Source organism: Dryocola baronae (assembly GCF_051297175.1).
Lineage (GTDB): Bacteria > Pseudomonadota > Gammaproteobacteria > Enterobacterales > Enterobacteriaceae > Dryocola.
In genome coordinates this window covers 4,433,801-4,455,647 of the sequence record NZ_JBINNY010000001.1, presented here as the reverse complement: position 1 = coordinate 4,455,647, position 21,847 = coordinate 4,433,801, and the positions used below count along the sequence as shown (strand labels likewise).

Annotated in this window: 20 protein-coding genes; 10 read left to right on the top strand and 10 right to left on the bottom strand. The window is 51.9% G+C overall.

What is annotated here, in order from left to right; all coding sequences use genetic code 11:
• Positions 1-13: 13 nt before the first annotated feature.
• Entirely contained in the window at positions 14-283 is a 270-nt protein-coding gene (locus ACSPHG_RS21020) for a helix-turn-helix domain-containing protein (RefSeq protein WP_435955439.1), read from the bottom strand.
• A gap of 100 nt (positions 284-383) precedes the next feature.
• Here ACSPHG_RS21020 and ACSPHG_RS21015 point away from each other — a divergent pair, with 100 nt between their 5' ends.
• Together ACSPHG_RS21015 and ACSPHG_RS21010 are read left to right on the top strand one after the other, a co-directional pair.
• Positions 384-695: a helix-turn-helix domain-containing protein gene (locus ACSPHG_RS21015; RefSeq protein ID WP_435955437.1), complete on the top strand. Its 312-nt coding sequence runs from the start codon at positions 384-386 to the stop codon at positions 693-695.
• Between the two features lie 82 nt (positions 696-777).
• The gene (locus ACSPHG_RS21010; RefSeq protein WP_435955435.1) at positions 778-1,113 is read left to right on the top strand and encodes a helix-turn-helix domain-containing protein; all 336 of its coding nucleotides are present in this window, start codon (positions 778-780) and stop codon (positions 1,111-1,113) included.
• Here the strand turns inward: ACSPHG_RS21010 and ACSPHG_RS21005 are convergent.
• The 6 genes from ACSPHG_RS21005 to ACSPHG_RS20980 all read right to left on the bottom strand — a co-directional run bounded on the left by ACSPHG_RS21005 (position 1,110) and on the right by ACSPHG_RS20980 (position 7,315).
• Positions 1,110-1,565 (bottom strand): acyltransferase, encoded by a 456-nt coding sequence (locus ACSPHG_RS21005; protein ID WP_435955433.1) that lies wholly within the window; start codon positions 1,563-1,565, stop codon positions 1,110-1,112. The two genes, ACSPHG_RS21010 and ACSPHG_RS21005, sit on opposite strands and share 4 nt — an antisense overlap.
• A 151-nt stretch (positions 1,566-1,716) precedes the next feature.
• On the bottom strand, positions 1,717-2,655 hold the full coding sequence (locus tag ACSPHG_RS21000; protein ID WP_435955432.1) for a fimbrial protein: 939 nt from the start codon (positions 2,653-2,655) through the stop codon (positions 1,717-1,719).
• 23 nt (positions 2,656-2,678) lie between these two features.
• The gene (locus tag ACSPHG_RS20995) at positions 2,679-5,333 is read right to left on the bottom strand and encodes a fimbria/pilus outer membrane usher protein (protein WP_435955430.1); all 2,655 of its coding nucleotides are present in this window, start codon (positions 5,331-5,333) and stop codon (positions 2,679-2,681) included.
• A 53-nt stretch (positions 5,334-5,386) separates the two neighbouring features.
• Entirely contained in the window at positions 5,387-6,061 is a 675-nt protein-coding gene (locus ACSPHG_RS20990; protein WP_435955429.1) for a fimbrial biogenesis chaperone, read from the bottom strand.
• A gap of 101 nt (positions 6,062-6,162) precedes the next feature.
• The gene (locus tag ACSPHG_RS20985) at positions 6,163-6,717 is read right to left on the bottom strand and encodes a fimbrial protein (RefSeq protein WP_435955427.1); all 555 of its coding nucleotides are present in this window, start codon (positions 6,715-6,717) and stop codon (positions 6,163-6,165) included.
• A 76-nt stretch (positions 6,718-6,793) separates the two neighbouring features.
• A complete protein-coding gene (locus ACSPHG_RS20980) occupies positions 6,794-7,315 on the bottom strand; it encodes a fimbrial protein (RefSeq protein WP_435955426.1) in 522 nt (173 codons plus the stop codon).
• Positions 7,316-7,885: 570 nt separating this feature from the next.
• Between ACSPHG_RS20980 and ACSPHG_RS20975 the strand changes: the two genes are divergently transcribed.
• The 7 genes from ACSPHG_RS20975 (at position 7,886) to tauD (ending at position 15,206) form a co-directional block, all read left to right on the top strand.
• The gene (locus ACSPHG_RS20975; protein ID WP_435955425.1) at positions 7,886-8,917 is read left to right on the top strand and encodes a LysR family transcriptional regulator; all 1,032 of its coding nucleotides are present in this window, start codon (positions 7,886-7,888) and stop codon (positions 8,915-8,917) included.
• 274 nt (positions 8,918-9,191) lie between these two features.
• A complete protein-coding gene (gene murQ, locus ACSPHG_RS20970; RefSeq protein ID WP_435955424.1) occupies positions 9,192-10,100 on the top strand; it encodes an N-acetylmuramic acid 6-phosphate etherase in 909 nt (302 codons plus the stop codon).
• 2 nt (positions 10,101-10,102) lie between these two features.
• Positions 10,103-11,554: a PTS N-acetylmuramic acid transporter subunit IIBC gene (gene murP, locus ACSPHG_RS20965; RefSeq protein WP_435955423.1), complete on the top strand. Its 1,452-nt coding sequence runs from the start codon at positions 10,103-10,105 to the stop codon at positions 11,552-11,554.
• Between the two features lie 230 nt (positions 11,555-11,784).
• Positions 11,785-12,759 (top strand): taurine ABC transporter substrate-binding protein, encoded by a 975-nt coding sequence (gene tauA, locus ACSPHG_RS20960; RefSeq protein ID WP_435955422.1) that lies wholly within the window; start codon positions 11,785-11,787, stop codon positions 12,757-12,759.
• 10 nt (positions 12,760-12,769) lie between these two features.
• Complete coding sequence (gene tauB / locus ACSPHG_RS20955) at positions 12,770-13,537, top strand: taurine ABC transporter ATP-binding subunit (RefSeq protein WP_435955420.1); 768 nt, start codon at positions 12,770-12,772, stop codon at positions 13,535-13,537.
• Positions 13,534-14,361, top strand: a complete 828-nt coding sequence (gene tauC, locus ACSPHG_RS20950; protein ID WP_435955419.1) for a taurine ABC transporter permease TauC — start codon at positions 13,534-13,536, stop codon at positions 14,359-14,361. Before tauB ends, tauC begins: the two co-directional genes overlap by 4 nt.
• Complete coding sequence (gene tauD, locus ACSPHG_RS20945) at positions 14,358-15,206, top strand: taurine dioxygenase (RefSeq protein WP_435955418.1); 849 nt, start codon at positions 14,358-14,360, stop codon at positions 15,204-15,206. The genes tauC and tauD overlap by 4 nt, the downstream gene beginning before the upstream one ends.
• A gap of 100 nt (positions 15,207-15,306) precedes the next feature.
• On the opposite strand, the gene ACSPHG_RS20940 is transcribed toward tauD, so the two are convergent.
• Positions 15,307-18,570, bottom strand: coding sequence for a DEAD/DEAH box helicase (locus tag ACSPHG_RS20940; protein WP_435955417.1), 3,264 nt, complete (start codon positions 18,568-18,570; stop codon positions 15,307-15,309).
• Between the two features lie 334 nt (positions 18,571-18,904).
• Complete coding sequence (gene nepI / locus ACSPHG_RS20935) at positions 18,905-20,089, bottom strand: purine ribonucleoside efflux pump NepI (RefSeq protein WP_435955416.1); 1,185 nt, start codon at positions 20,087-20,089, stop codon at positions 18,905-18,907.
• 405 nt (positions 20,090-20,494) lie between these two features.
• On the opposite strand from nepI, the gene ACSPHG_RS20930 reads away from it, so the two are divergent.
• Entirely contained in the window at positions 20,495-21,118 is a 624-nt protein-coding gene (locus ACSPHG_RS20930; RefSeq protein ID WP_494516574.1) for a helix-turn-helix transcriptional regulator, read from the top strand.
• A gap of 40 nt (positions 21,119-21,158) precedes the next feature.
• On the opposite strand, the gene ACSPHG_RS20925 is transcribed toward ACSPHG_RS20930, so the two are convergent.
• On the bottom strand, positions 21,159-21,845 hold the full coding sequence (locus tag ACSPHG_RS20925; protein ID WP_435955414.1) for a fimbrial biogenesis chaperone: 687 nt from the start codon (positions 21,843-21,845) through the stop codon (positions 21,159-21,161).
• Positions 21,846-21,847 lie beyond the last annotated feature (2 nt).

Below are 21,847 nucleotides of genomic sequence, written 5' to 3'. Positions count from 1 at the left end.
CGCCGTACCGCTTTTAACCCACTTCCCGTTTAGTACGATTTCGCATCAAACGGCTTCGATCCACCAACCCCCCATCAGCCCCAAAATACCGCTCGGGCCAAATATCGCTCGGATGCACCCCAAGCGCATCAGCGATCAGAAACTCCCCTTTGGGCCAGGGGCGTGTAAGTGCGTTAGCGAGCGTTGAAGAACTCAGCACAGCTTCTCGCAATAACGCTGCCAGAGATGTATCCCTCTTATGTAATCCTGCGATGATGTCCGCTTTGTGCCAGCCCTTTGTCATGATTCCCTCCTGACGATTACCTGTAAATGAAACTGCTACAAAATCAATGCTACGTTATTCGTAGTATCGTGAAAAGAAGATAACTACGAATATCGTAGTTATGCGAACTACACCAAATTACCGTGAAATTTTCTGCAAAAGGCTTAAGGCTGCTCGCCAGGCATGTGGGTTATCGCAAAGGAGTCTGGGTATTTTAGCGGGTATTGATGAATTTGTTGCTAGTACTCGCATCAATCGTTATGAGCTTGGAATTCATGAAGTTGATATTAAAACTGCGCATCGTTTGGCGTTTGTATTAAATATTCCTACCGCTTACTTTTATGCAGAAGAAGATGATTTAGCCGAGCTGATATTAGCTTTTAGGCGATCGTCATCACACATCAGAGAAGAGCTTTTAAAGATTATTCGCTAATCTCCCCAGTTAAAGCCTGTCTGTTACGACACTACGTAACTCGTAGTATCTGCTACGCTCTAAAGCTACGAGTATCGTAGCGATGAATACTTCTATAAATTACCCAGATATTTTTTGCCAGCGTCTCAAGGCTGCACGTCTTGCCAAAGGGCTTTCTCAAAAGAACCTTGGCATTCTTGCCGGGATAGATGAGTTCGTGGCAAGCACTCGAATTAATCGCTACGAGAAGGGCGTTCACCAGGCCAATATAGAGATCGCCCAGCAGCTGGCTTCCGCGCTGGAAGTGCCGCTGGCTTATTTCTACATGGTGGATGACGAGCTGGCCGAACTGACGCTCTGCTGGACTAAGTTATCAGCAGAAGATAAGACCCAGCTTTTAGGGCAGATTAAAGCGAAGACTTCTCGAATGAAGGGCTAATCCACCGCCCGCAGCCAGCGAGCCGGGTTCCCTGCATAAATTCCCGGCTTTACGATGTCTTTCGTCACCACGCTGCCGGCGCCTATCACCGTGCCGCTACAGATAAACTTCGTCAGGATGGCGCTGCCGCTGCCGATGACCACGTTGTCGCCCAGCGTGATGCTTATCCAGTTCTCGGGGTTTGCATCGGGTTTGCCGCTGTGAAACAGATCGTTGGCGAAGGTTACGCCGTGGCCGATAAAGCAGTTTTTGCCGATGGTTATTTTTTCGCAGAGAAAGGAATGTGACTGAATGCGCGTGCCTGTGCCTATGATGCAGTTGCGCTGGATTTCGACAAACGGACCGACAAATACGCCGTCGTGCAGGGTACACTCGTAGAGATTTACCGGTTCGACTACCGTTACGTTTTCGCCTGCTTTTACGTCACGAATGCCGCTTTTGAGGATTTTCATCACACACTCCCATTTTGGATACCGTGCAAGCATAGCGATTCTAAAAACCTGCACAAGCACTGGCTTTTAAGCTTTCCAACATGAGAATAAGTCAGATATAAAAAAGACCGGGACGTTTAAACCATCCCGGCCTTTTACCTAAAATAAATTTCTATTCGTAGGTTATAGTGAAGTTTGCAATGGCACTCACATTACCACTTCTAATGATGTCATCGGTTTGTATATAAGCGGCCGTTAGTGGAATATTAAATGCCCCTTGCTCGGTGGCTTCCGCTATAAATATCCTGCGATTGAAAAGTGCTGGGGTATCATTCACTTTTAGCTGGATGCCGACACCTTCCGCGCCGCCTTTGGCTAAATCAATAATGCCGTTACCTTGCGAAGAGGTTGCGTCCAGGTTGATATTGACCCTCGTGCCAGCATCACACTGTAATGGAATCTTAATTTCTACTGGCTTCAGCGTGGAACCTTTACCGTTAAAATCATTTCCCTTTACCTCACCCATATTGACTGGAATAGCGCTGGCACCGGTAAGTTCACAGGATGACTGGGTGATCACGCCTGAAGCAATATTGTAACTTAGTGCATCGACAAATTGTGTCCCGCTATATTTAGCAACGGTCAGAAAATTGCCGAGGTTCATTGGGCCGGGAACAATCGTGCCGGTTTTAAACAGGGTCACTTCTATTTTAGGGTTATATCGCGTGAGATTAGCGCCGGTTGTAGCGCTATATTCAGTGAAAGATGTTGCAGTCGTTAAGTCTACGTCATTGATCCTGATACGCATCCCTACGCCCTGTACACCGGTTGCAAAAATACCGCCGCTCATCATCGGGTAACTTGCCACGTTAACGGCAACGCGTTGGCGTATTATGTCATCACAGCCTTCAGCTATAATGATATTCCCCGCTGGAACGGTTTTATTTGCAATACCGCCATTAACTGTTAAATCACGCTGCACTACGGTTGCACCAAAATGCACGGACTGATTTATTAAATCCTTTACCACACTACAGCCTGCCAGCGCCTGGCTTGAAAACAAGCTCGCGCCTACCATGCTCAATAACAGACTTATTTTTAATTTGTTCATTGCCAGTAGTCTCCGCGCCGCCGTTACCGACACTGCGCCGTAATTTGTTTGATCAGCGCTGAAGCGTCGTTCGCATTGCTGTGGATCAGGGAGTAACTGCCCTGGCACTGTTCAGAACTGCTGTCGCCCCATTTCACCTTGATGGTTCCGCTGTCTGGCAGGCCGGTCAGGTACACTTCTCCGTTGTCACTGACAATGCCGGTAACGGTACTTTCGTCGTCAATCAGGCTTGCCGTTGCGCCGAACGGTACCGGTTTACCCATAAACATCAGCTGTACAAGGGCGCGCTGGCCGACGCGCGTTTTGAAGTCTGCGCGCACCACGGCACCGCGGGTTGGAATAACAGTTTGGCTGTTAATGTCCATATCGATATCGTTCCCAAAGCTCTGGGTATCCAGACCGACGGTGTTTTTACGGTAAGGCTGCACGGAAGGCACCACCGCGTAGCCGCGCCAGTCAGTGTTAACGCCGGTGTTGTTTTGTAAGTTAACGCCGCCAGCTCCCGGGGCTTTAACTAGCGCAATGGTGTCAGTCAACGGCTGCGAAAGAGTGACGCCATCAGAATGGATCAATATGCCGCCTTGTAAACCATAGCTCCACTGATGGCTATCCTGATCGTAGCTATAACCCAAGCTGCTTTCACCTGAACCGCCTTTATAGTCCATGCTTGCGTTGCCGGAAGCACCATGGCCCTGGCCCTCATAGCCTTGTTGCGCGGAATAGCTGAGGTTTCTTTGTTCCAAAAGCGTACCGCTGATTCCTGCCTGCTGGGTGGTAGAGCCGTGGCGCTTGGTGCTCATGCTGTAAGTGGCCCATGTGCCCGCAGGCCCCATGAATTTATCCAGCGGTACAGACATGTTGAAGGCGAAAATTTGATCCGCTTCGGTCATACCTGGGTTTTTCGAATAGTTGTAGTTCAGGCCATAGGTGATGCCGTAAAGATTGGTGTTATAGCCCAGCTGTAACAATTTCTCTTTACCGTCGCCGCCCCAGTAATCCTGCTGGCTGCCGGAGAAGTAGATGGAGCCGTAATTTCCCAGGCTTTGGTTGATAGAAAGCTGTAATTTACTGCGCTGGTTGTGCGAGCGGTTGTAATTGTCGAAATCGCTGTCAGTCTCTTTTTGGTAATCCTGCACGTCGCGGAAGCCGTAGTAGCCTTTTGTTGAATAACGGTAGCCTGCGATCTGCAGGTTGGTATCCGTTTGGTCAAAGTTTTTGGCGTACATTGCGCGGTAGGACTGGCCCTTTTTCGTGCCCATGGGTCCGTCAAATTCGCTGGTTGCCTGTGTGGCATCAAAAGACACCGCACCAACGGAACCGAGGTCGACACCTACACCCACCGCACCGGAACGGTAGTTATCCGCGTACTGGACGCCGCCGTACACTGTGGTGCGGGAAGTAAGACCGTAAATATTTGAGAACTGAATAAATTTCGGCGTTTCTGTGTCGTCGTTGCCGCTGCGGTATTCACCCAGTGCCAGATTATATTTATAGCGTCCCTCTCGTTGCAGGATGGGCACCGAGCTACTTGCAATACGGAAAGATGATTTTGTACCGTCAGACTCCGTCACCGTCACTTCCATTTCACCACCGTTACCGGAAGGGTAAAGGTCAGTTATGGCGAAGGGACCTGGCGCGACGTTGGTCTGATAAATGACGTAGCCGTTTTGCTTGATGCTGACTTGGGCATTGGTCTTGGCAATGCCTCGCACCGTCGGCGCAAACTGGTTCATTGAATCCGGCAGCATCAGGTTATCCGAAGCAAGCTGCGCCCCGGAAAACTGTATGCTGTCAAACACGTCTGATGGCGTGGAGTATTCGCCGAGGGTCAGCTGCCCGCCCTGCAGGAAACGCACGTCGCGCTGTAAATAGGTGTTAATGGACTGATATTTGCTTGTACTTGAGCCACTTCCACCGTTCGCGCCATCGGTATGTTGCTGGTTATAGGTCGAGTAATTACGCAAACGCCATGCACCCAGGTTCGCCCCGCTGCGCAGGTTCACGTAGTTACTTTGCGACTGGCCGCTATTGTCATGGTCGGTGGTAGAACCTGAATAACTATAGTTGAGCAAAAAAGCAGGGATGCCGTGATCCCAGCGCTTAGGGTCAACAGAATTACGCGGACGCAGGTTAACGCCGATCTGTGGAACGGTAATATCGTAGCGCCGGCGGTTTAAATCGAGATTTTCCGTCGCGTCAGGAACATAAGCCTTGAGCGGTTTAGTTAGCTTCGCTTCCGCTGCCGCTGCGTTAAGTTCCGGGAAGACATCCAGTTTAACGCCATACTCGGCTAATTCGGCAGGCGTAAGCTCGCCATAAAGTTTACCCGGTGCGTCTGGAAGGCTAACAAACTCTATGCTGCGGGTATCTACCTGTTGGTTATTGAGGTAGATATCCACTTTATAGTTACCGGGCATCTGCCCGCCTTTTTCGGCAAAATAATCGAGATTAACGTTTTGCAGATCGGCACCATCACCCACTGCTTTTAACATATCAGCGTTGAAAGTTTCAGCGTTAAGTGCAAAACTTGGCAGAGATAATAATATGAAAAATGATAAGGGTTTCAATAAGAAAGAGTAGCTAGTAACATTATTGCTGGCCGCATGACTCTTCGTATGTAGACCTTTTTTTCTTATGTTACTTTGTATCTGATAATTTTTAATATTATTATTTTCCATAATAAAATTACATTCCATTTTTATAAGAAATTATATTGGCAACTCATTTTGCCTCAAATTGATGCCTTCGCCTTCTCTGTCAGACCACCGAAATCATTAATAGCCTGCCAGGTTATTGAGTTACCCGCGGGTGCATTTTCAATTTTTGAAGAAGATTTTGGTGCAACCATTAAACCTTCTTTCAGTTCTTTTCCGTTAATTGTCACTTTGGTTAGACTAACGTAATAAGGCGTAGGGTTATTTACTGTCAAAGCACCAGATGCGCGCGAGAATGTAAGTTGCTGATAGGCTTTAGCTACAGCTTCTTTATTACTAAGTGCTGTTGGGCGGTAGAACAGCTTTATACGCGTATTAATCGAAAATTGCAGAGCGTTTTTTGTATCAGTTTTTGGCGGAATAGCCAGCGTATTCAACCAATAGGCCGTTTCTCTGTCTTGTGGCAGATTTGACGAAGTTTGCGTAATGCGCACATCATTATTCTGGCCAGGCTCAATACGGAATAGCGGCGGCGTAACGATAAAGGGTGGCTTGTCATTTTTATTGTCAGAACTTACCCAGGAACGGATAAGATAAACATTGGAATCTTCAGTATTATTAACGGAAAGCATGGCTTCTTTCATACTTCCATCGTAAACCACCCTTGTTGCGCCTACTGAAAGGCCAGCAAAACAGGGGCTAGAAACCATAACAATTAAAAGACTTGATATGACGCTTTTTAAAGAAAACACTTTTCGCCTCAATTTGATAATAAAGAGATAAAAAAATGGAACTGACTGGAGTTAATCCGGCCAGTTCCATGTTTATGTCGAAACTTTACTTAGCTATAAAATTACTGATAGCTCATAGTGAAGTTAATTTCGGTACCCATATCTGTCACAGTTGCACCAGCACCGTTAGCACCGGTATCTTGGTTTTTAGTTGCAGTCTTAGTCAGGCTCAGCAGATAGTCGAGGGAGTTGTCGCCCGCAACGATAGCTTTAGACGTCGCTACAGCTGTTTTAGGAGTAACAGCAGCACCAGTGCCAGCATCAGAGATGATCACACCAACGTAGTTAGCTGGGGTCGCAAAGGCATTAGGTACACGGCCAGAGGTATTTGGGCCGTCAAACATAACGTTAGCAACAACGCCTGCTGTGCAACCGGTCAGTTTAATAGAGAAAGGTTTTTGCAGTGAGGTAGTGGTTTCGCCTTGAGCCAGGGCATCCAGAGTAGCGGCTGGGATGCTGTTAAAAGCAACCGGGATAGCGCTTGAGCCAGCATCTACAGAGCAAGTACCGTTAACAACTTTACCAGAGAAATTCAGAGAGCCATCGTCTGCCTGCGCCGCAGAAACACCCAGACCCAGCATAATAACTACAGCAGCACTTAATTTTTTCATGTTCATAATTGGTTTAATCCTTTATAACCAGATTTAATGTACCTGATGAAATAATTTTCACCACGTCAAGAATGGGGTGTTATTAATTATATGTCAGCACGAAGCTAGAGGTTGCGGTGAAATCACCACCGGTAACCGCAGCAGCGGTAGACATTGCTGCCGCTTCCAGGTTGATAGTTGCAGTACCGCTGTCTGGATCGATTGCTGCTGGAGCAGAAGTAGAACGCATTGGGATGATTTCGCCGCCCTTGTTATAGATTGCGATACCCAAGCCTGTTACTGAAGGGGAAGAAATTGCCAGCAGCTGGTCATTGTCAGCATGAACAGCACCGCCAGCAGTAAACATGACACCTGTTTGTGCAGTTGGGCAACCGGTCAGATTCAAAGTAATGTCTTTTTTCTGAGAAACCGCACCTACTGCGTTAAAAGTAGTGCCTTGAATTTCGTCGAAGGAAACATCAGTGGTGCTGCTTGCATCAACTGCACAAGCACCCTGAATGACGGTACCAGTAACTTGCAGTTTACCGTCAGCAGCATTTGCGCCCATTGCAGCAACCATACCGGCAGCCAGTACACTCATTTTGAAGAACGAAGTCATTTTCATGGTTATTCCTTTATTTGAAACAATAATTCTCAATCAGTGAGAATCAGGGGGTTTAAGAGAATCCTTAAGGTTTTCTCTCGTGGACCTATTATTCATAGCTTCGATGTAATACTCCATGCCATCTTCTTAATTCATAGTTTAATTAACTTAATATGGATGTAATATTTATGAAAAAAGGGCAATATCATTTCAAGCATTACGTGGACTAATAGGTTTGAGGTTTTTCTTAGGATTGCATTAACAGAATGTAACAAAGAGATCAACTTAATGTATAATAGTTATATTTCTGGACTTATTTGAAATCTAATTGGATTCGCTGTATTCATCATGGCAGCATATAGGTAGTGGGTTTTTTTATCAGTTTTTAGAGATACTTTATCTAATTTTCATAACATTTTACTCGAACTGGCATATCAGATGTTAAATTTGAGTGACAATTATTCTATAGTCTGTTTCCTCACCCCTCTTGTTAATAATTAACTTTAGGATAACGGAGCTGTTATTTTGTTTTTCAATGGGTTATGGGGATTTTTAATCCGGTAGATGTTAACAAACGTAGAGGCCTTATTGATGATTAAAAAAGAGAATGCAGGGCTCGGTATTTCATCCGAACTCAAGAGGCTTTCTACAATGAAAGAAAATGCGCTTGTTGACAGATTCAAAACTATAAAGAGCTTTGATCTCAATCTGTTAACAACGTTTGAGGCCGTCTTTATTCATCGAAGCGGCGCGAAAGCCGCCGATGTGTTGGGCATTACTCCTTCCGCTGTAAGCCAGGCGTTAGGCCGCCTGCGGGACTACTATAACGACCCGCTATTTATTCGTGATGGGAAGAATCTAGCGCCTACCAGCGTTGCGATGGGCATTCATGAAAGCATTTATGAAGCTTACGATAACCTGATGGCGAAGCTGCAAAACGTTTACTTTTCATCAGTACCTACACGTCTTATCGTTAATGCTTCTCCTTATACATCCATGTTCACGATTAACGTCATGCGAAATATACTGGACGGCATTGCGCCTGATTGTGAAATTGTTCATGTTAGTAATAACAATTCAATAACAGAAGTCGAAGAAGCATTACTTTTCCGGAAAACAGATATTGTTTTTGATGCGCATCCTCATCTAAGTCACTCCCGTGTGAGCCAGGAAATCTACACCGAGCAGCCGGTAGTTATTTGTCGCAAGGATCATCCTAGATTAGATACTTTTCTAAGTCCTAAGCAATCGGCTCAAGAAAAACACGTGTTCCTTGACACTGAAAGCACTAATGTTCTTATTGAAAAACTCAACGTGGACGCTTATCTGCAACGTGAAAAACAATATCATTTCTCCAGCCCTTCGTTATTAACAATAGTCGCGATGGTGGAAGCATCAGATTCGCTGGCAATCGTCCCTCAGCGTTTTTATGAAAAATTTAAGGATTCTTTTAATATTAAAACCTTAAGTCTGGATTACACTATAGCGCCGCTTCCTGTTTATATGATTTATAATAAAACCGCGTTGAATAATCAGTTCTTTTCCACCCTGGTAAAACAGATGGCCAGCTACTTCCACGAAAGTGCTTCGGTTGATGCCCGGTTGTGTAGTTCCCTTCGTTGAAGTTCTCTTTGAAAGGGGTGGCATAGGCTACCCTATAAAGCCCTCACCCCTTTACCGTCAAACAGTAGTAATAATTTATTCCACTTTTTGCAGGCTTAGCGCTGCGCTATGACATCAGTAGAGCCTGCCGCAAAACATCAGCCACAATCTCGATGCTTTTACATCCCTTGTCCCATCGGCCCTCTGGTATAAAATCTTCTCTCGTGATAATTATCACAGCCATTGAATAAATAATTCCTTACCATGCCGATCGGGCAACCAGATGGACAAACTGATGAAGATTAATTTAAGCAAGCTGACGACCGAAAGCCGCAACCCGGCCAGCGCGGAAATCGATACCCTGCCTACGCTTGACATGCTCGCGACGATCAACCGTGAAGATAAAAAGGTGCCGGTAGCGGTGGAGGCCACGTTGCCGCAAATCGCGCAGGTTGTCGATCGGGTTGTGGAAGCATTCGCCTGCGGCGGCAGGTTGATTTACTGCGGCGCGGGCACGTCGGGGCGTCTGGGCATTTTAGATGCGAGTGAATGCCCGCCAACCTACGGCACGCCGCGTGAGCAGGTGGTCGGGCTAATTGCCGGCGGCCATCCTGCCATCCTGCAGGCGGTTGAAAACGCTGAAGACAACCGCGAAATGGGCGAGCAGGATCTGCGTAACCTTAATTTCAATTCCCGCGACGTGCTGGTGGGCATCGCCGCCAGCGGGCGTACGCCGTACGTGCTGGGCGCGATGGCCTATGCAAAAGGCGTTGGCGCAACCGTGGCCGCCATCTCCTGCAACCCGAACAGCGAAATGAGCCAGGCGGCGGATATCGCCATCGAACCGGTCGTCGGCGCGGAGGTGGTGACCGGCTCCTCGCGTATGAAGGCGGGCACGGCGCAGAAGCTGGTGCTGAATATGATCACCACCGGTGCGATGATCCGCAGCGGCAAGGTCTACGGCAACCTGATGGTTGACGTGGAGGCGACCAACGCCAAGCTGCTTCAGCGACAGGTGAACATCGTGGTAGAGGCAACGGACTGCTCGCCGGAAGAGGCCACCCTGGCGCTTGACGGCTGCAACCGTCACTGCAAAACCGCCATCCTGATGATGCTAAGCGGCCTAACCGCCGAGCGGGCGAGCGCGCTGCTCGCCAAACATCAGGGCTTTATCCGCAGGGCGCTCCAGGAGATAACGAGTTAACCATGGCGAAAATCACCGGCTCGACCATCGAACAGATTTTGCACCTTACCGGCGGGAGCGAAAATGTCCTCGTGTGCGGCAACTGCATGACGCGCCTGCGCCTGACGCTCAAAGACCGCCAGCGCGTGGATCACGAGGAGCTAAAAAAGATCCCCGGCGTGATGGGGGTCGTCAACGGCGACGATCAGCTGCAAATCATTCTTGGCCCAGGCAAGGCGCAAACGGCCAGCGAGCTGATGAACGCCATGCTGGGGGCCGGTGAACGCACCGCGCCGCAGGCTGATGAAAATGCCGATCTCGGCAAGCTCGCCCACCAGAACAAGCAGCAGATGAAGGCGAAGCAGAACAGCGCGGTGCATAATTTTCTCACCAAATTCGCCACTATCTTTACGCCGCTGATCCCGGGCTTTATCGCCGCGGGCCTGATGCTTGGGATAGCCACGCTGCTGCAACAAACGCTTATCGTGGAAGGGGTTGCGCCCGCCGCATGGCTGACGCAGCTCATCGCGTATATGAAGGTGTTCAGCATTGGCCTGTTCACCTTCCTGAGCATACTGATCGGCTTTAACACGCAGAAGGCGTTTGGCGGCACCGGCGTTAACGGGGCCATCATCGCCTCGCTGTTTATTCTGCGCTACGTGCCGGAAGGGACGGTGGGCTATTACGCGGGCATGGATACCTTCTTCGGGCTGTCCATCGACCCGCGCGGCAACATCATCGGCGTGCTATTGGCCTGTATTTTCGGCGCGTGGATCGAACGTCAGGTGCGCAAAATCGTGCCGGATAATCTGGATATGATCCTCACCTCGACCGTGACGCTATTAATCACCGGCGCGGTGACCTTCGTGGCAATTATGCCCCTCGGCGGCGAGCTGTTTAAAGGCATGTCCTGGCTGTTCTTGCACCTCAACGGCAACCCGTTCGGCACCGCTATTCTCGCCGGGCTGTTCCTGATTGCCGTCGTGTTCGGCATCCATCAGGGCTTCGTGCCGGTCTACTTCGCGCTGATGGACGCCCAGGGCTTCAACTCCCTGTTCCCAATACTTGCGATGGCCGGAGCGGGGCAGGTGGGCGCGGCGCTGGCGCTGTACGCGCGTTCGCCAAAAGGCTCGACGCTGCGCAACCAGATTAAAGGCGCGATCTTCCCCGGCCTGCTGGGCATTGGCGAGCCGCTGATTTATGGCGTCACGCTGCCGCGCCTGAAGCCGTTTATCACCGCCTGCATCGGCGGCGGCGTGGGCGGCTTCTTTATTGGCCTCGTCGCATGGCTCGGCCTGCCGGTCGGCCTGAACACCGTGTTCGGCCCGTCAGGCCTGGTATCTATCCCGCTGATGACCTCACACCAGGGGATTTTTGCCGGCATGGCGGTTTACGTGGCGGGCATACTAATCTCGTATCTGGCGGGATTTGTGGTGACCTGGTTCTTCGGCAGTAAGAATGTTGATTTGAGCTGAAGAACGGCCTTGTAGAGCGGGTGAGCGCGAGTCGCCGCCCGCCGAAATGTTTGATGGCGCTGGCGCTTATCAAACCTACGTTAAGCGTTATTTTCCCAATCCCACCCTGCAACTATCCAAAGCTAAATCTCATCTAAGGACATAAAAGCATTAGCGATAATTTTTAATTCTTTTATGTCATCCCGCCATCCGGAAATACTGCTCCCATCATCGAAACAGGAGCAGACATCATGGTAGCAAAACGACATTCCCTCTGGCTGGCAACGCTTGCCCTCATCGCCGCACCGGCCTTTGCGGTGGACGTTACCGTGGCGTATCAAACATCCGCAGAGCCTGCCAAGGTCGCGCAGGCCGACAACACCTTTGCCAAAGACAGCGGCGCGAAGGTGGAATGGCGCAAGTTCGACAGCGGCGCATCCGTGGTGCGGGCGCTGGCTTCTGGCGACGTGCAGATCGGTAATATCGGCTCCAGCCCGCTTGCCGTTGCCGCAAGCCAAAACGTGCCGATTGAGGTATTCCTGCTCGCCTCCCAGCTCGGCAACTCCGAGGCGCTGGTGGTGAAAAAGGGCATTACCGATCCTAAAGATCTGATTGGCAAGCGCATTGCCGTTCCGTTTATCTCGACCACCCATTACAGCCTGCTGGCGGCGCTCAAACACTGGGGCATCAAGCCCGGCCAGGTGCAAATCCTTAACCTTCAGCCCCCGGCGATTATCGCGGCCTGGCAGCGCGGCGACATTGACGGTGCCTATGTCTGGGCGCCTGCGGTAAACGAGCTGGAAAAGGACGGCACCGTGCTGACCGATTCCGCGCAGGTGGGCAAGTGGGGCGCGCCAACGCTTGACGTGTGGGTCGTGCGTAAAGACTTTGCCCAGCAGCATCCTGACGTTGTGGCCGCCTTCGCCAAAAGCGCGCTCGCCGCGCAGAAAGGCTACATCGATAATCCCGACGAATGGCTCAAGCAGCCTGAAAACCTCAGCAAACTCTCCCGCCTGAGCGGCGTGCCGGAAGGCGACGTGCCGGGGCTGGTGAAGGGCAACACCTACCTCACCGCCAGCCAGCAAACCGAGCAGCTTAGCGGCCCGGTCAACAAAGCGATTGTCGACACCGCGCAGTTCCTCAAGGCGCAGGGCAAAGTCCCGGCGGTGGCCGCGGACTACAGCCAGTTCGTCACCGACCGCTTCGTGAAAACCCAGGCGCAGTAAGGAGTTAGCCATGTTACAGGTGACGCATCTGAGCGCCGACTACGGCGGCAAAACGGTCCTCAGCGACATCAGCCTGACGGTGGACGAAGGCGAGCTGATGGTGGTGCTCGGCCCGTCCGGCTGCGGGAAAACGACGCTGCTGAACCTGATAGCGGGCTTTGTTCCTTATGATACCGGTTCGATTACCCTGGCGGGCAAGCAGGTGACCGGGCCGGGCGCGGAGCGCGGCGTGGTCTTTCAAAATGAAGGGCTGCTGCCGTGGCGAACCGTGCTGGATAACGTCGCCTTTGGCCTGCAGCTTGCTGGTCAGCCCAAACCGCAGCGTGAAGAAATCGCGCTCGATATGCTGCGCAAAGTCGGCCTGGAAGATAAGGCGAAACGCGCCATCTGGCAGCTCTCCGGCGGGCAGCGGCAGCGTGTCGGCATTGCCCGGGCGCTGGCGACGAAGCCGCAGCTGCTGCTGTTAGACGAACCCTTCGGCGCGCTGGACGCCTTCACCCGTGAGCAGATGCAAACCCTGCTGCTGAAGCTGTGGCACGAAAGCCGCCGCCAGGTGCTGCTTATCACCCACGACATCGAAGAAGCGGTGTTCCTCGCCACCGAACTTGTGCTGCTCTCGCCGGGGCCGGGCCGCGTGCTGGAACGCCTGCCGCTCGACTTCGGCAGACGCTTTGCCGCAGGCGAACCCTGCCGCAGCATCAAATCCGACCCCGAATTTATCGCCAAACGCGAGTACGTGCTCGAGCGCGTGTTCGAACAACGTGAGGGCTTTTTATGAGCATCGTGATTCAGGATAAAGCCCGCCGTGTCCGCCTGGCCCTGCGCTGGCCGTTCTCGCGCCAGATAACCCTAAGCCTCGCCACCATCACCACGATCGTGCTGCTGTGGTGGTGGGTTGCCGCCGAGCAGTGGATTAGCCCGCTGTTTCTGCCGCCGCCGGGGCAGGTGCTGAGCAAGCTGATAACCATCGCCGGGCCGGAAGGCTTTATGGACGCGACGCTGTGGCAGCATCTCGCCGCCAGCCTGCTGCGCATTCTCACCGCGCTTGCCGCCGCCGTGCTGATCGGCATCCCGGTCGGCATCGCCATGGGCCTAAGCCCGACGGTGCGCGGCATTCTCGACCCGCTTATTGAACTCTATCGCCCGGTGCCGCCGCTGGCCTATCTGCCGCTGATGGTGATCTGGTTCGGCATCGGTGAAACCTCCAAAATCCTGCTGATTTACCTCGCGATTTTCGCCCCGGTGGCGATGTCGACGATGGCCGGCGTGCGCAGCGCCCAGCAGGTTCGTATTCGTGCGGCCCGCGCGCTTGGGGCATCCCGCGCTCAGGTCGTGTGGCATGTAATTCTGCCCGGCGCGCTGCCGGAAATCCTGACCGGTTTCCGCATCGGGCTTGGCGTGGGTTGGTCAACGCTCGTCGCGGCGGAGCTTATCGCCGCCACGCGCGGCCTGGGCTTTATGGTGCAGTCCGCCGGTGAATTCCTGGCAACCGACGTGGTGCTCGCCGGCATCGGCGTGATTGCCGTTATCGCATTCTGTTTAGAGCTGGGTTTACGCGCCTTGCAGCGCCGGTTAACCCCATGGCATGGAGAAGGGCAATGAGTGAAAAAGTGAATATTGTACCGCTGGGGCCGTACATCGGCGGGCTGGTGAGCGGGGTGGATTTAACGCGCGGGCTGAGCGACAACCAGTTCGAACAGCTATACCACGCGCTGATTCGCCACCAGGTGCTGTTCTTCCGCGACCAGCCGGTAACCCCGGCGCAGCAGCGCGGGCTGGCTTTACGTTTTGGCGATCTGCATATCCACCCGGTTTACCCGCACGCGGAAGGCGTCGAGGAAATCATCGTGTTGGATACCCACAACGATAACCCGCCGGATAACGACAACTGGCACACCGACGTGACCTTTATCGACACGCCGCCCGCCGGGGCCATTCTGGCAGCAAAACAGCTTCCGGCAACCGGGGGCGATACGTTGTGGACCAGCGGCATAGCGGCCTATGAAGCGCTCTCCGAGCCGTTCAAACGTCTGCTTTCGGGCCTTGAAGCGGAGCACGATTTCAGGAAGTCGTTCCCGGAATACAAACATACCCGCAGCGAGGCCGAGCATCAGCGCTGGCATGAAGCGGTCGCCAACAACCCGCCGCTCAACCACCCGGTGGTGCGCACCCATCCGGTCAGCGGCAGACAGGCGCTGTTCGTCAACGAAGGTTTCACCACGCGCATTGTCGACCTATCGCAAAAAGAGAGCGATACGCTGCTGGCCTTCCTGTTCGCGCACGTCACCAAACCGGAATTCCAGGTACGCTGGCGCTGGCAGGAAAACGACATCGCCATCTGGGACAACCGCGTGACGCAGCACTACGCCAACGCCGATTACCTCCCGGCCCGGCGCGTTATGCACCGCGCAACGATTCTTGGGGATAAGCCTTTTTATCGGGGATGATTTGAGGAAAAGCAGTTGGATGGCGCCAGCAAGTTTGTAGGTCGGATAAGCCTGCGCCATCCGACGCTACCCTCATTTTAGGCTATGGGTTCCCGTACTTTTACGCGTTCACAAGACTGTATTGTCGCGATGCATATTCACAGGCCATACGCTGCGGCAGAAGGGTGAAAGCAGTCTCAAAATAGGGACAGCCTCCCCAGATATCTGCGCTACCGATGATATAAATCCGTTTTTGCGCGCGGGTAACCGCAACATTCAGCAGGTTTGGTTTTTCAGACGCCCAACCGGCCGCGCCCGGGCTTTCGGCGCACAGGCCAAGCACAAAAATAACGTTTTTCTCTTCTTTCCCCTGAAATGTATGCACGGTTCCAATGCGTTCCTTAAGCCATTTATCGTGGCCGGATACGTTCTTCATGCGATTTTTCAAAAAGGATTTCAGCGATTTTTTTATCTCTTTGAAGGGGGTAATAATGTAGGCATCCGGCAATTTTTGATGCTGCTCGTAATAGGCTTCGATCATTTGCAGAACGTGGCGTGCCTGTGCGGGAATAAAATGTTTACCTTCCCGCTCCCCTTGTATATCAAACCAGCAGCTCGCCCCCCACACAAAGTCATCCTGGTCGCTGATATTGTCACGACCGTGCAGCATTTTGTTGTTGTAGGCAATGGCGTTGGCAAGGGTGAACATAGGATCGTCGCAGCGCCTGTGAACGCGAAGGGGGCTGCCCAGCCAGATGCCTTTGGCGATTTGTCGGGTGCCGTAGGGGTTCACTCTGTCGGCCAGAGTTTGTACGGACTGCGCGCCTGGCGACCACGCCTTCCATACTGCGCCTAGTTCTGCCTGCGCAATAGTTTCAACAAAATTGGGCGGAATGGTAAACACCGGTTCGATTTGTAAAGGATCGCCAACCGCGACGGCTCTTTTTGCGCGCCACAGGGCACCGACGGCCTGCTGGGGATTTGCCTGGCCTGCTTCATCAATGAATAGCCAGCCGAACTCTTCTTTAGCGAAGTTTTTGAACTGTACCGCGACAGAAGCAAAGGTGGATGAGACGACGGGCACAATCATAAACAGCAGTTGCCACGCCGCCTTTGCCACCTCTTTATCCGCTATCTTTCCATTTACCGCCGCAGGTATGGCTGAAAGGGTGTCGTAGAGTTTCAGCTCTTTATGAGCGTTTGCCAGCCAGGCCTGATGAAGCTCCAGCGCTTTTACGGTGAGCTGGCTGCGGGCCTGGTTCAGCTCCGGACACTGGCCAAAGGCGTGACGTTGAAGTGCTGGCTCTTCAAGATCGACGGCGGCCGCAGGGAAGGTGGCCTGCGGATATTTTTTCGCAACGGCAGCGCACTCCTGACGTACCTGAAGTAATTTATGCTGAAGCTCCTGCCAGGCATTGTGCTCAACCTGGTACTCGGCTTCTGCGCTATTAACGCGCCGAGAAAAACCGTCAGAAATAGCCTGATGGCGGCATTTTTGCCGGATATTTAACGACCACCATTGGGGTTTTCTCTCCTGCCATTTCGCCATGCGGGCAGTGAGCTTTAAACTTCGACGATTTTTATTCTGGGCCTTATTCTCCTGAAGCCTGCACTCTTTTTCCCGATCCGCCAGATTTTGCAGTTTTTCCAGCTCCTCAAGAATTCGCTCAAGATTTTCGCGGGCCGTAATAAAAGCGCTCTTTGCGTCTTCAAAAGAGAGCGCCGACAGCTCATTAATGGCGGGAACCAGAGTCCTGTAGCCGTCTGCAGGCCGGGGAGCCAGACATTGCGTGATGGAATGATAAAAAATGCGTTGCCCAAACTGACTGCGATTTTTGTACTTGCCTAAAGCGCTGGCGATGAGGCCCCAGCATGCCTCTTCAGGGGCCAATGGGGTAATGACGGACTTAATCTCTTTTTCTCTGTTGTGCTGTGGTGGTTTGGCGTGTTTTGCCGCCAGTTTCTCAGCGACTGGTTTCAGGTAGGCGATATCCTGCCAGTCCGCTCCCAGGCTTTTGGTCTGCGGCAACTCCTGGGAAATATTTTCCACCGCGGCGTTATTGCTTGAAACCACCACCATTTCGTAGCCGGTTAAGGAAGGGATAAGGCGGTGAATAGTTTTCCCCCGCAGGGTTAACTCGCCGCTAAAGGCTTCTCTTGCTTCAGATAGCGTTGCCAGCACCTGCGCGCGTTTGACGATATTATTGGCAATCACATCCCTGAGCATGGTGGTTTTGCCCGTACCCGGTGGGCCGTTAACAGAATAAAGCCCGCGGGGAGCCAGGGTTTCTTCAAGCGTATTGATAGCAAACTGCTGCATCAGGCTCATGCTGTGTGCTTTATCAGAAGGCCAGCGGCCCGCCGGTAATTTATCGAGGCGCAGCATTTCCAGGATCTGTGGTTTTCCAGCGGCGGTCAGCAGGTCTTCTTTTTTATCACAGTCTCCGCTCAAATAGCGGCCTAAAGCCGAGCGCTCGCTGAGGCCCGAATCTTTAATATCCTTCATCACGCGCTCTATATCACGAATATAGAAGCTGTTCAGAATGGCTATCTCATCCTCCGCATCCTGCGGACTTATTTTCTGTCCCTCGCCGACGGTGATTTTTTGTCGCTGGTTTAGCATAGAGGGCAATGCTTCCAGAGGCTGTAGCGAAATTCGCTCGGCATCAAAGGTTGCGTCGGGTTTTTTATCCTCCGATTTATCTTCGGCCACGCTGACATACAAGGCTGGTACTGGGGTCTGTGGGCTGAAAATGGTCCAGCGTTCCATGCATTTCAGAAATTCAATAATCTCGAAGGTGGTCAAAAAGAGAGGCAGCTGATGCTGTTGCTTTAGCTTTTCTGCGGCAGCGATAATTTCGTAAAAGCGGGTCTTAAGACGTTCCGTGGCCTCCTCGTAGGCATCCATGGAAATTCCATCTAATTTATTTTCCTGTAGCTTGCCCAAAGCCCAGGTTACCGTGGAAAACTCGAAGCTTGTAGGGTCGATTACTCCCTGCGGATTTAGTTTTACCCTTATCGAACATGTCCGCCCCTGATCCTGATTTTGCTCTGCGGAATGTTCGCCAGCGTGAGGATAGATTTTCTCAGCCTGCTGAAATATTTCGCTGCGATCGAAGATGCCGAAATAAACCGTATAACGGTATTTCTTCTTTGGGCTGAAATCGTTAACAACGCTACTTATTCGCGCAGGTGTAATCCAGGGGAGGCTAAGGGGGTCGAGAAGGTCTTCAGCTTCGAGTCTGAGCACGCTTGGCGCATTGTCCTCCAGCTCTCTGATATCGGTAGATTCGAAAAATTCTATCTTGTGCCAGTAGTCGAGAATTTTAATCGACTGCTCTTGTGCAGCGGATATAGAGCGCGCGTTAGGCTGTTTATCATCCATATTGAGGGGGAAATCCTTTAGTGTTTTTACTGTATACGGACCATATTACTGCCACCATTGGAAGTGAAACAATCAGGATTAACCTATTGATTTTTAATAATCATGCTGAAAAAAATTTGAAGATTTTCCGTTGTATAAATTGATTTGACTTTGGGCGTAACCTCTATATTTCTCTGGTTGAGATTCAGAGGTATTTGGCCTGAGGGAGGGGGGGCTTATCTAGCCCACGAATAACGCCGTCCTGGTTTTTGTGTTGGATGGCGCTTTCGCTTATCCAACCTACAAAAAACACTCTAACTTGTAGGTCGGATAAGCCTGCGCCATCCGACATGGCCTACTTTACCCGCACCTTCAACGCCACCAGCGCCGCCGTCAGCAGCATCAGGCTGCCGGACAGCACCAGCGGCGAGAGCAGCCCCAGATTATCCAGCGCGTAACCGCCTACCGCCGCGCCGCAGGTATTGGCGAGCTGAATCACAGCGACCTGAATAGAGCCCGCTTTTTCCGCCTGATCGGCAAGCGAGCGGGTGATCCACGTTGACCAGCCGACCGGCACCAGCGCGAACGCGAAGCCCCAGACAATGGCGATGGCCGAAGCCACGATCTTATCCGATCCCCATAGCACAAGAACCAGCGCGCTCAGCGCCAGCACCAGCGGGGCGACGGTTAGCGCGAGTTTGAGCGAACGCTTGAGGAACACGGCGGAAAGCGACGTGCCCACAAAGCTTGCGATACCGAAGCTCAGCAGGACCAGCGTCAGGCCATCCACGTCAAAGCCTGCCATGGTCATATAAACCGGGCGAATATAGGTGAAGAAGGCGAACTGCCCGGCGAAGGCCATAAAAATCGCCGCCATACCGGCCAGCACGCCGGGGCGTTTCAGCAGCCCGAACATGTTTTGCTTATGCTGGGTCGTTTCCCCCGGCAGCGACGGCAGCGCTTTCCACACCCAGATAATGCACACCACGCCCATCAGCGCCGCGCCGTTGAATACGTTGCGCCAGCCGATAATTCCCCCCAGGAAGCTGCCCAGCGGGGCGGCGATCACCAGCGCAATCGAAACCGCGCCAAAGATCACCGACAGCGCCTTTGGCACCGTTCTGGCAGGCACCAGTCGCATGGTTAATGACGCGGACATCGCCCAGAAGCCGCCCAGCGCAAGGCCCAGGCAGGCGCGGCCCAGCAGCAGCAGCGTGAAATTTTCCGCGAAGGAAACCAGCAGGCAGGAAAGGGTGAGCAGGATGGCAAACAGGAACACCACGTAGCGCCTGTCCGCCGAGCGGATAACGGTGGTGACAAACAGGCTGGCGAACATCGCGACAAACGCCGTGACGGTCACCGACTGGCCCGCCACCCCTTCGGAAATTCCCAGCTCCTGCGCCATCGGCGTCAGCAGGCTCACCGGTAAAAACTCAACGGTTATCAGGCAGGCGACGCAAAACGCCACGGCAAAAACCGCCGACCAGTTGGGGCGGGTGACGGCCCCCGGCTGGATTTGTACATCAATATGTTCACTCATTTTATTACCTGATACGTTTTGCGAGAAGCCGCACAGTGTACCACCGCCAGTGTGACGAATTTAACGTTTTGGCAACTTTATGGCGGATAGGATGCGTTATCGCCGGACAGGGTTAATTTTTTATTTGTCGAATATTTCGGTAATATTTCAGCTGCATTAGTTTCGCTGCTTATTATAAATCTTAGCGGCGGAACGTTAACAATATTAATCAGTCGCGTAACGCTAATTTTAATTGATCGAAATCAATTTAACTTTGTGATGACCATTTTGCTGTAAATATAAGCACTCAGCCTTATGCAAAGTAAATAAACATAAAGTTATGTGCAGCGTTTTCACGAGGATATATTTACGGGTATCATGCTATTAAATATCTTGTTTTAAATGTAGTAATAGCAGGGAGGATTAATGACTGCCACGAATTTTAATCGGAGGCTAAATTGCATGGGATGCGGAATGGGTTGCCGGGTTGACTATAGCGAACGTATCAATATTCGTTTTTGTAATGACAGCAGGCTCGCCGTCTGGCCGGATAAAAATCACTATTTCAAACTGGCAATCAACGAACTCATTTTTAAAGAATACCGCTGCTATCTCGCCGAAGGCGTCGTCTTTATCGATTTTTCACTCAACAATATTCTCTATTTTATCAACGATGAATGGCTGAAATTTCTGGTGAAAACCGAAATGAGCCTGGTGCTTATTGCCGACAGGGATATGCTGCCGCTGGCGAATTACTGGTTCGGGCGTTCGAAGGCGATCCGCGCCATTCTTATCCCGCATGAGGGGCGGGCGGGGTTCAGAAAAAAGGCCAAAAAGATCCTCTACGGCGGCGCGTGCGATGCCAAAAAAATGCCCGCGGTTACCGCACGCGAGATGACCGTGCTCAACATGCGCCTGCGCGGCTATTCGTTTACGCAGATAGCCGAAAGGCTGGATAGCCGCGTGAAAAACGTTTACCAACACGCGGCGTCGCTGCGTAGGAAATTTGGCGGCATGATGACGCTGCCCATGCTTAAGCTGTGTCTGTAGCACTCATTGAATTATCCAATGAGCCTGAATTAATTACCGGCTAAGCTGCCGGAAAACAGCCGTTGCCTACCGGGTAATAACGGCCCAGCGCGACAATAAATTTTTTATTGTTCGCACGCGCGCTGGCATTGCGCCAGGTCTCGCCGGGCAGCATATAAAATTGTTGCGAGCTTTCGTCATTACCGTTGCAGCCCTGCTGGATAATTACGCGAAAAAAGGTATTTCCCGTATTGCGTATCACGCCGGTCTTTTCATCGACTTCAAACGCCAGGTTGGTTTTTCGCGGGCGAACAACCAGCAGCGTGCTCATGGCGACAACCGGAATAATATCCGTATTCTGCTGCTGATTTTTGAACGGGAAAAGCCGTATCGGCGATTCTTTAAATATCACGCGATAGTAACGCTCGATATTATCCTGCGGCCCGCGGTAAAACAGTTTGAAATATTCTTTACCGCCGGGCTGCACGGTAAATTTCAGCGGCGTATACACCACTTCCATTTCGCCGCCGCTGATGCGGTTCTCGCCGCCTTTTCCCGGCCTGTCGATTTTATAGGCGGTCAGGGTATAAAGGTTGGTGCGGTCCGTGTCGTTAACCATCGGGCGAGAAATAAACGTCCGGTCCGCCGTCATGTCATAAATCAGCGAATCAAAATAGGCGGCCGACGCGGGCTGAACGCTCGACAGCAGGCAAAGCATCGCATAGCAAAAGCTCGTTTTCTTCGTCATCG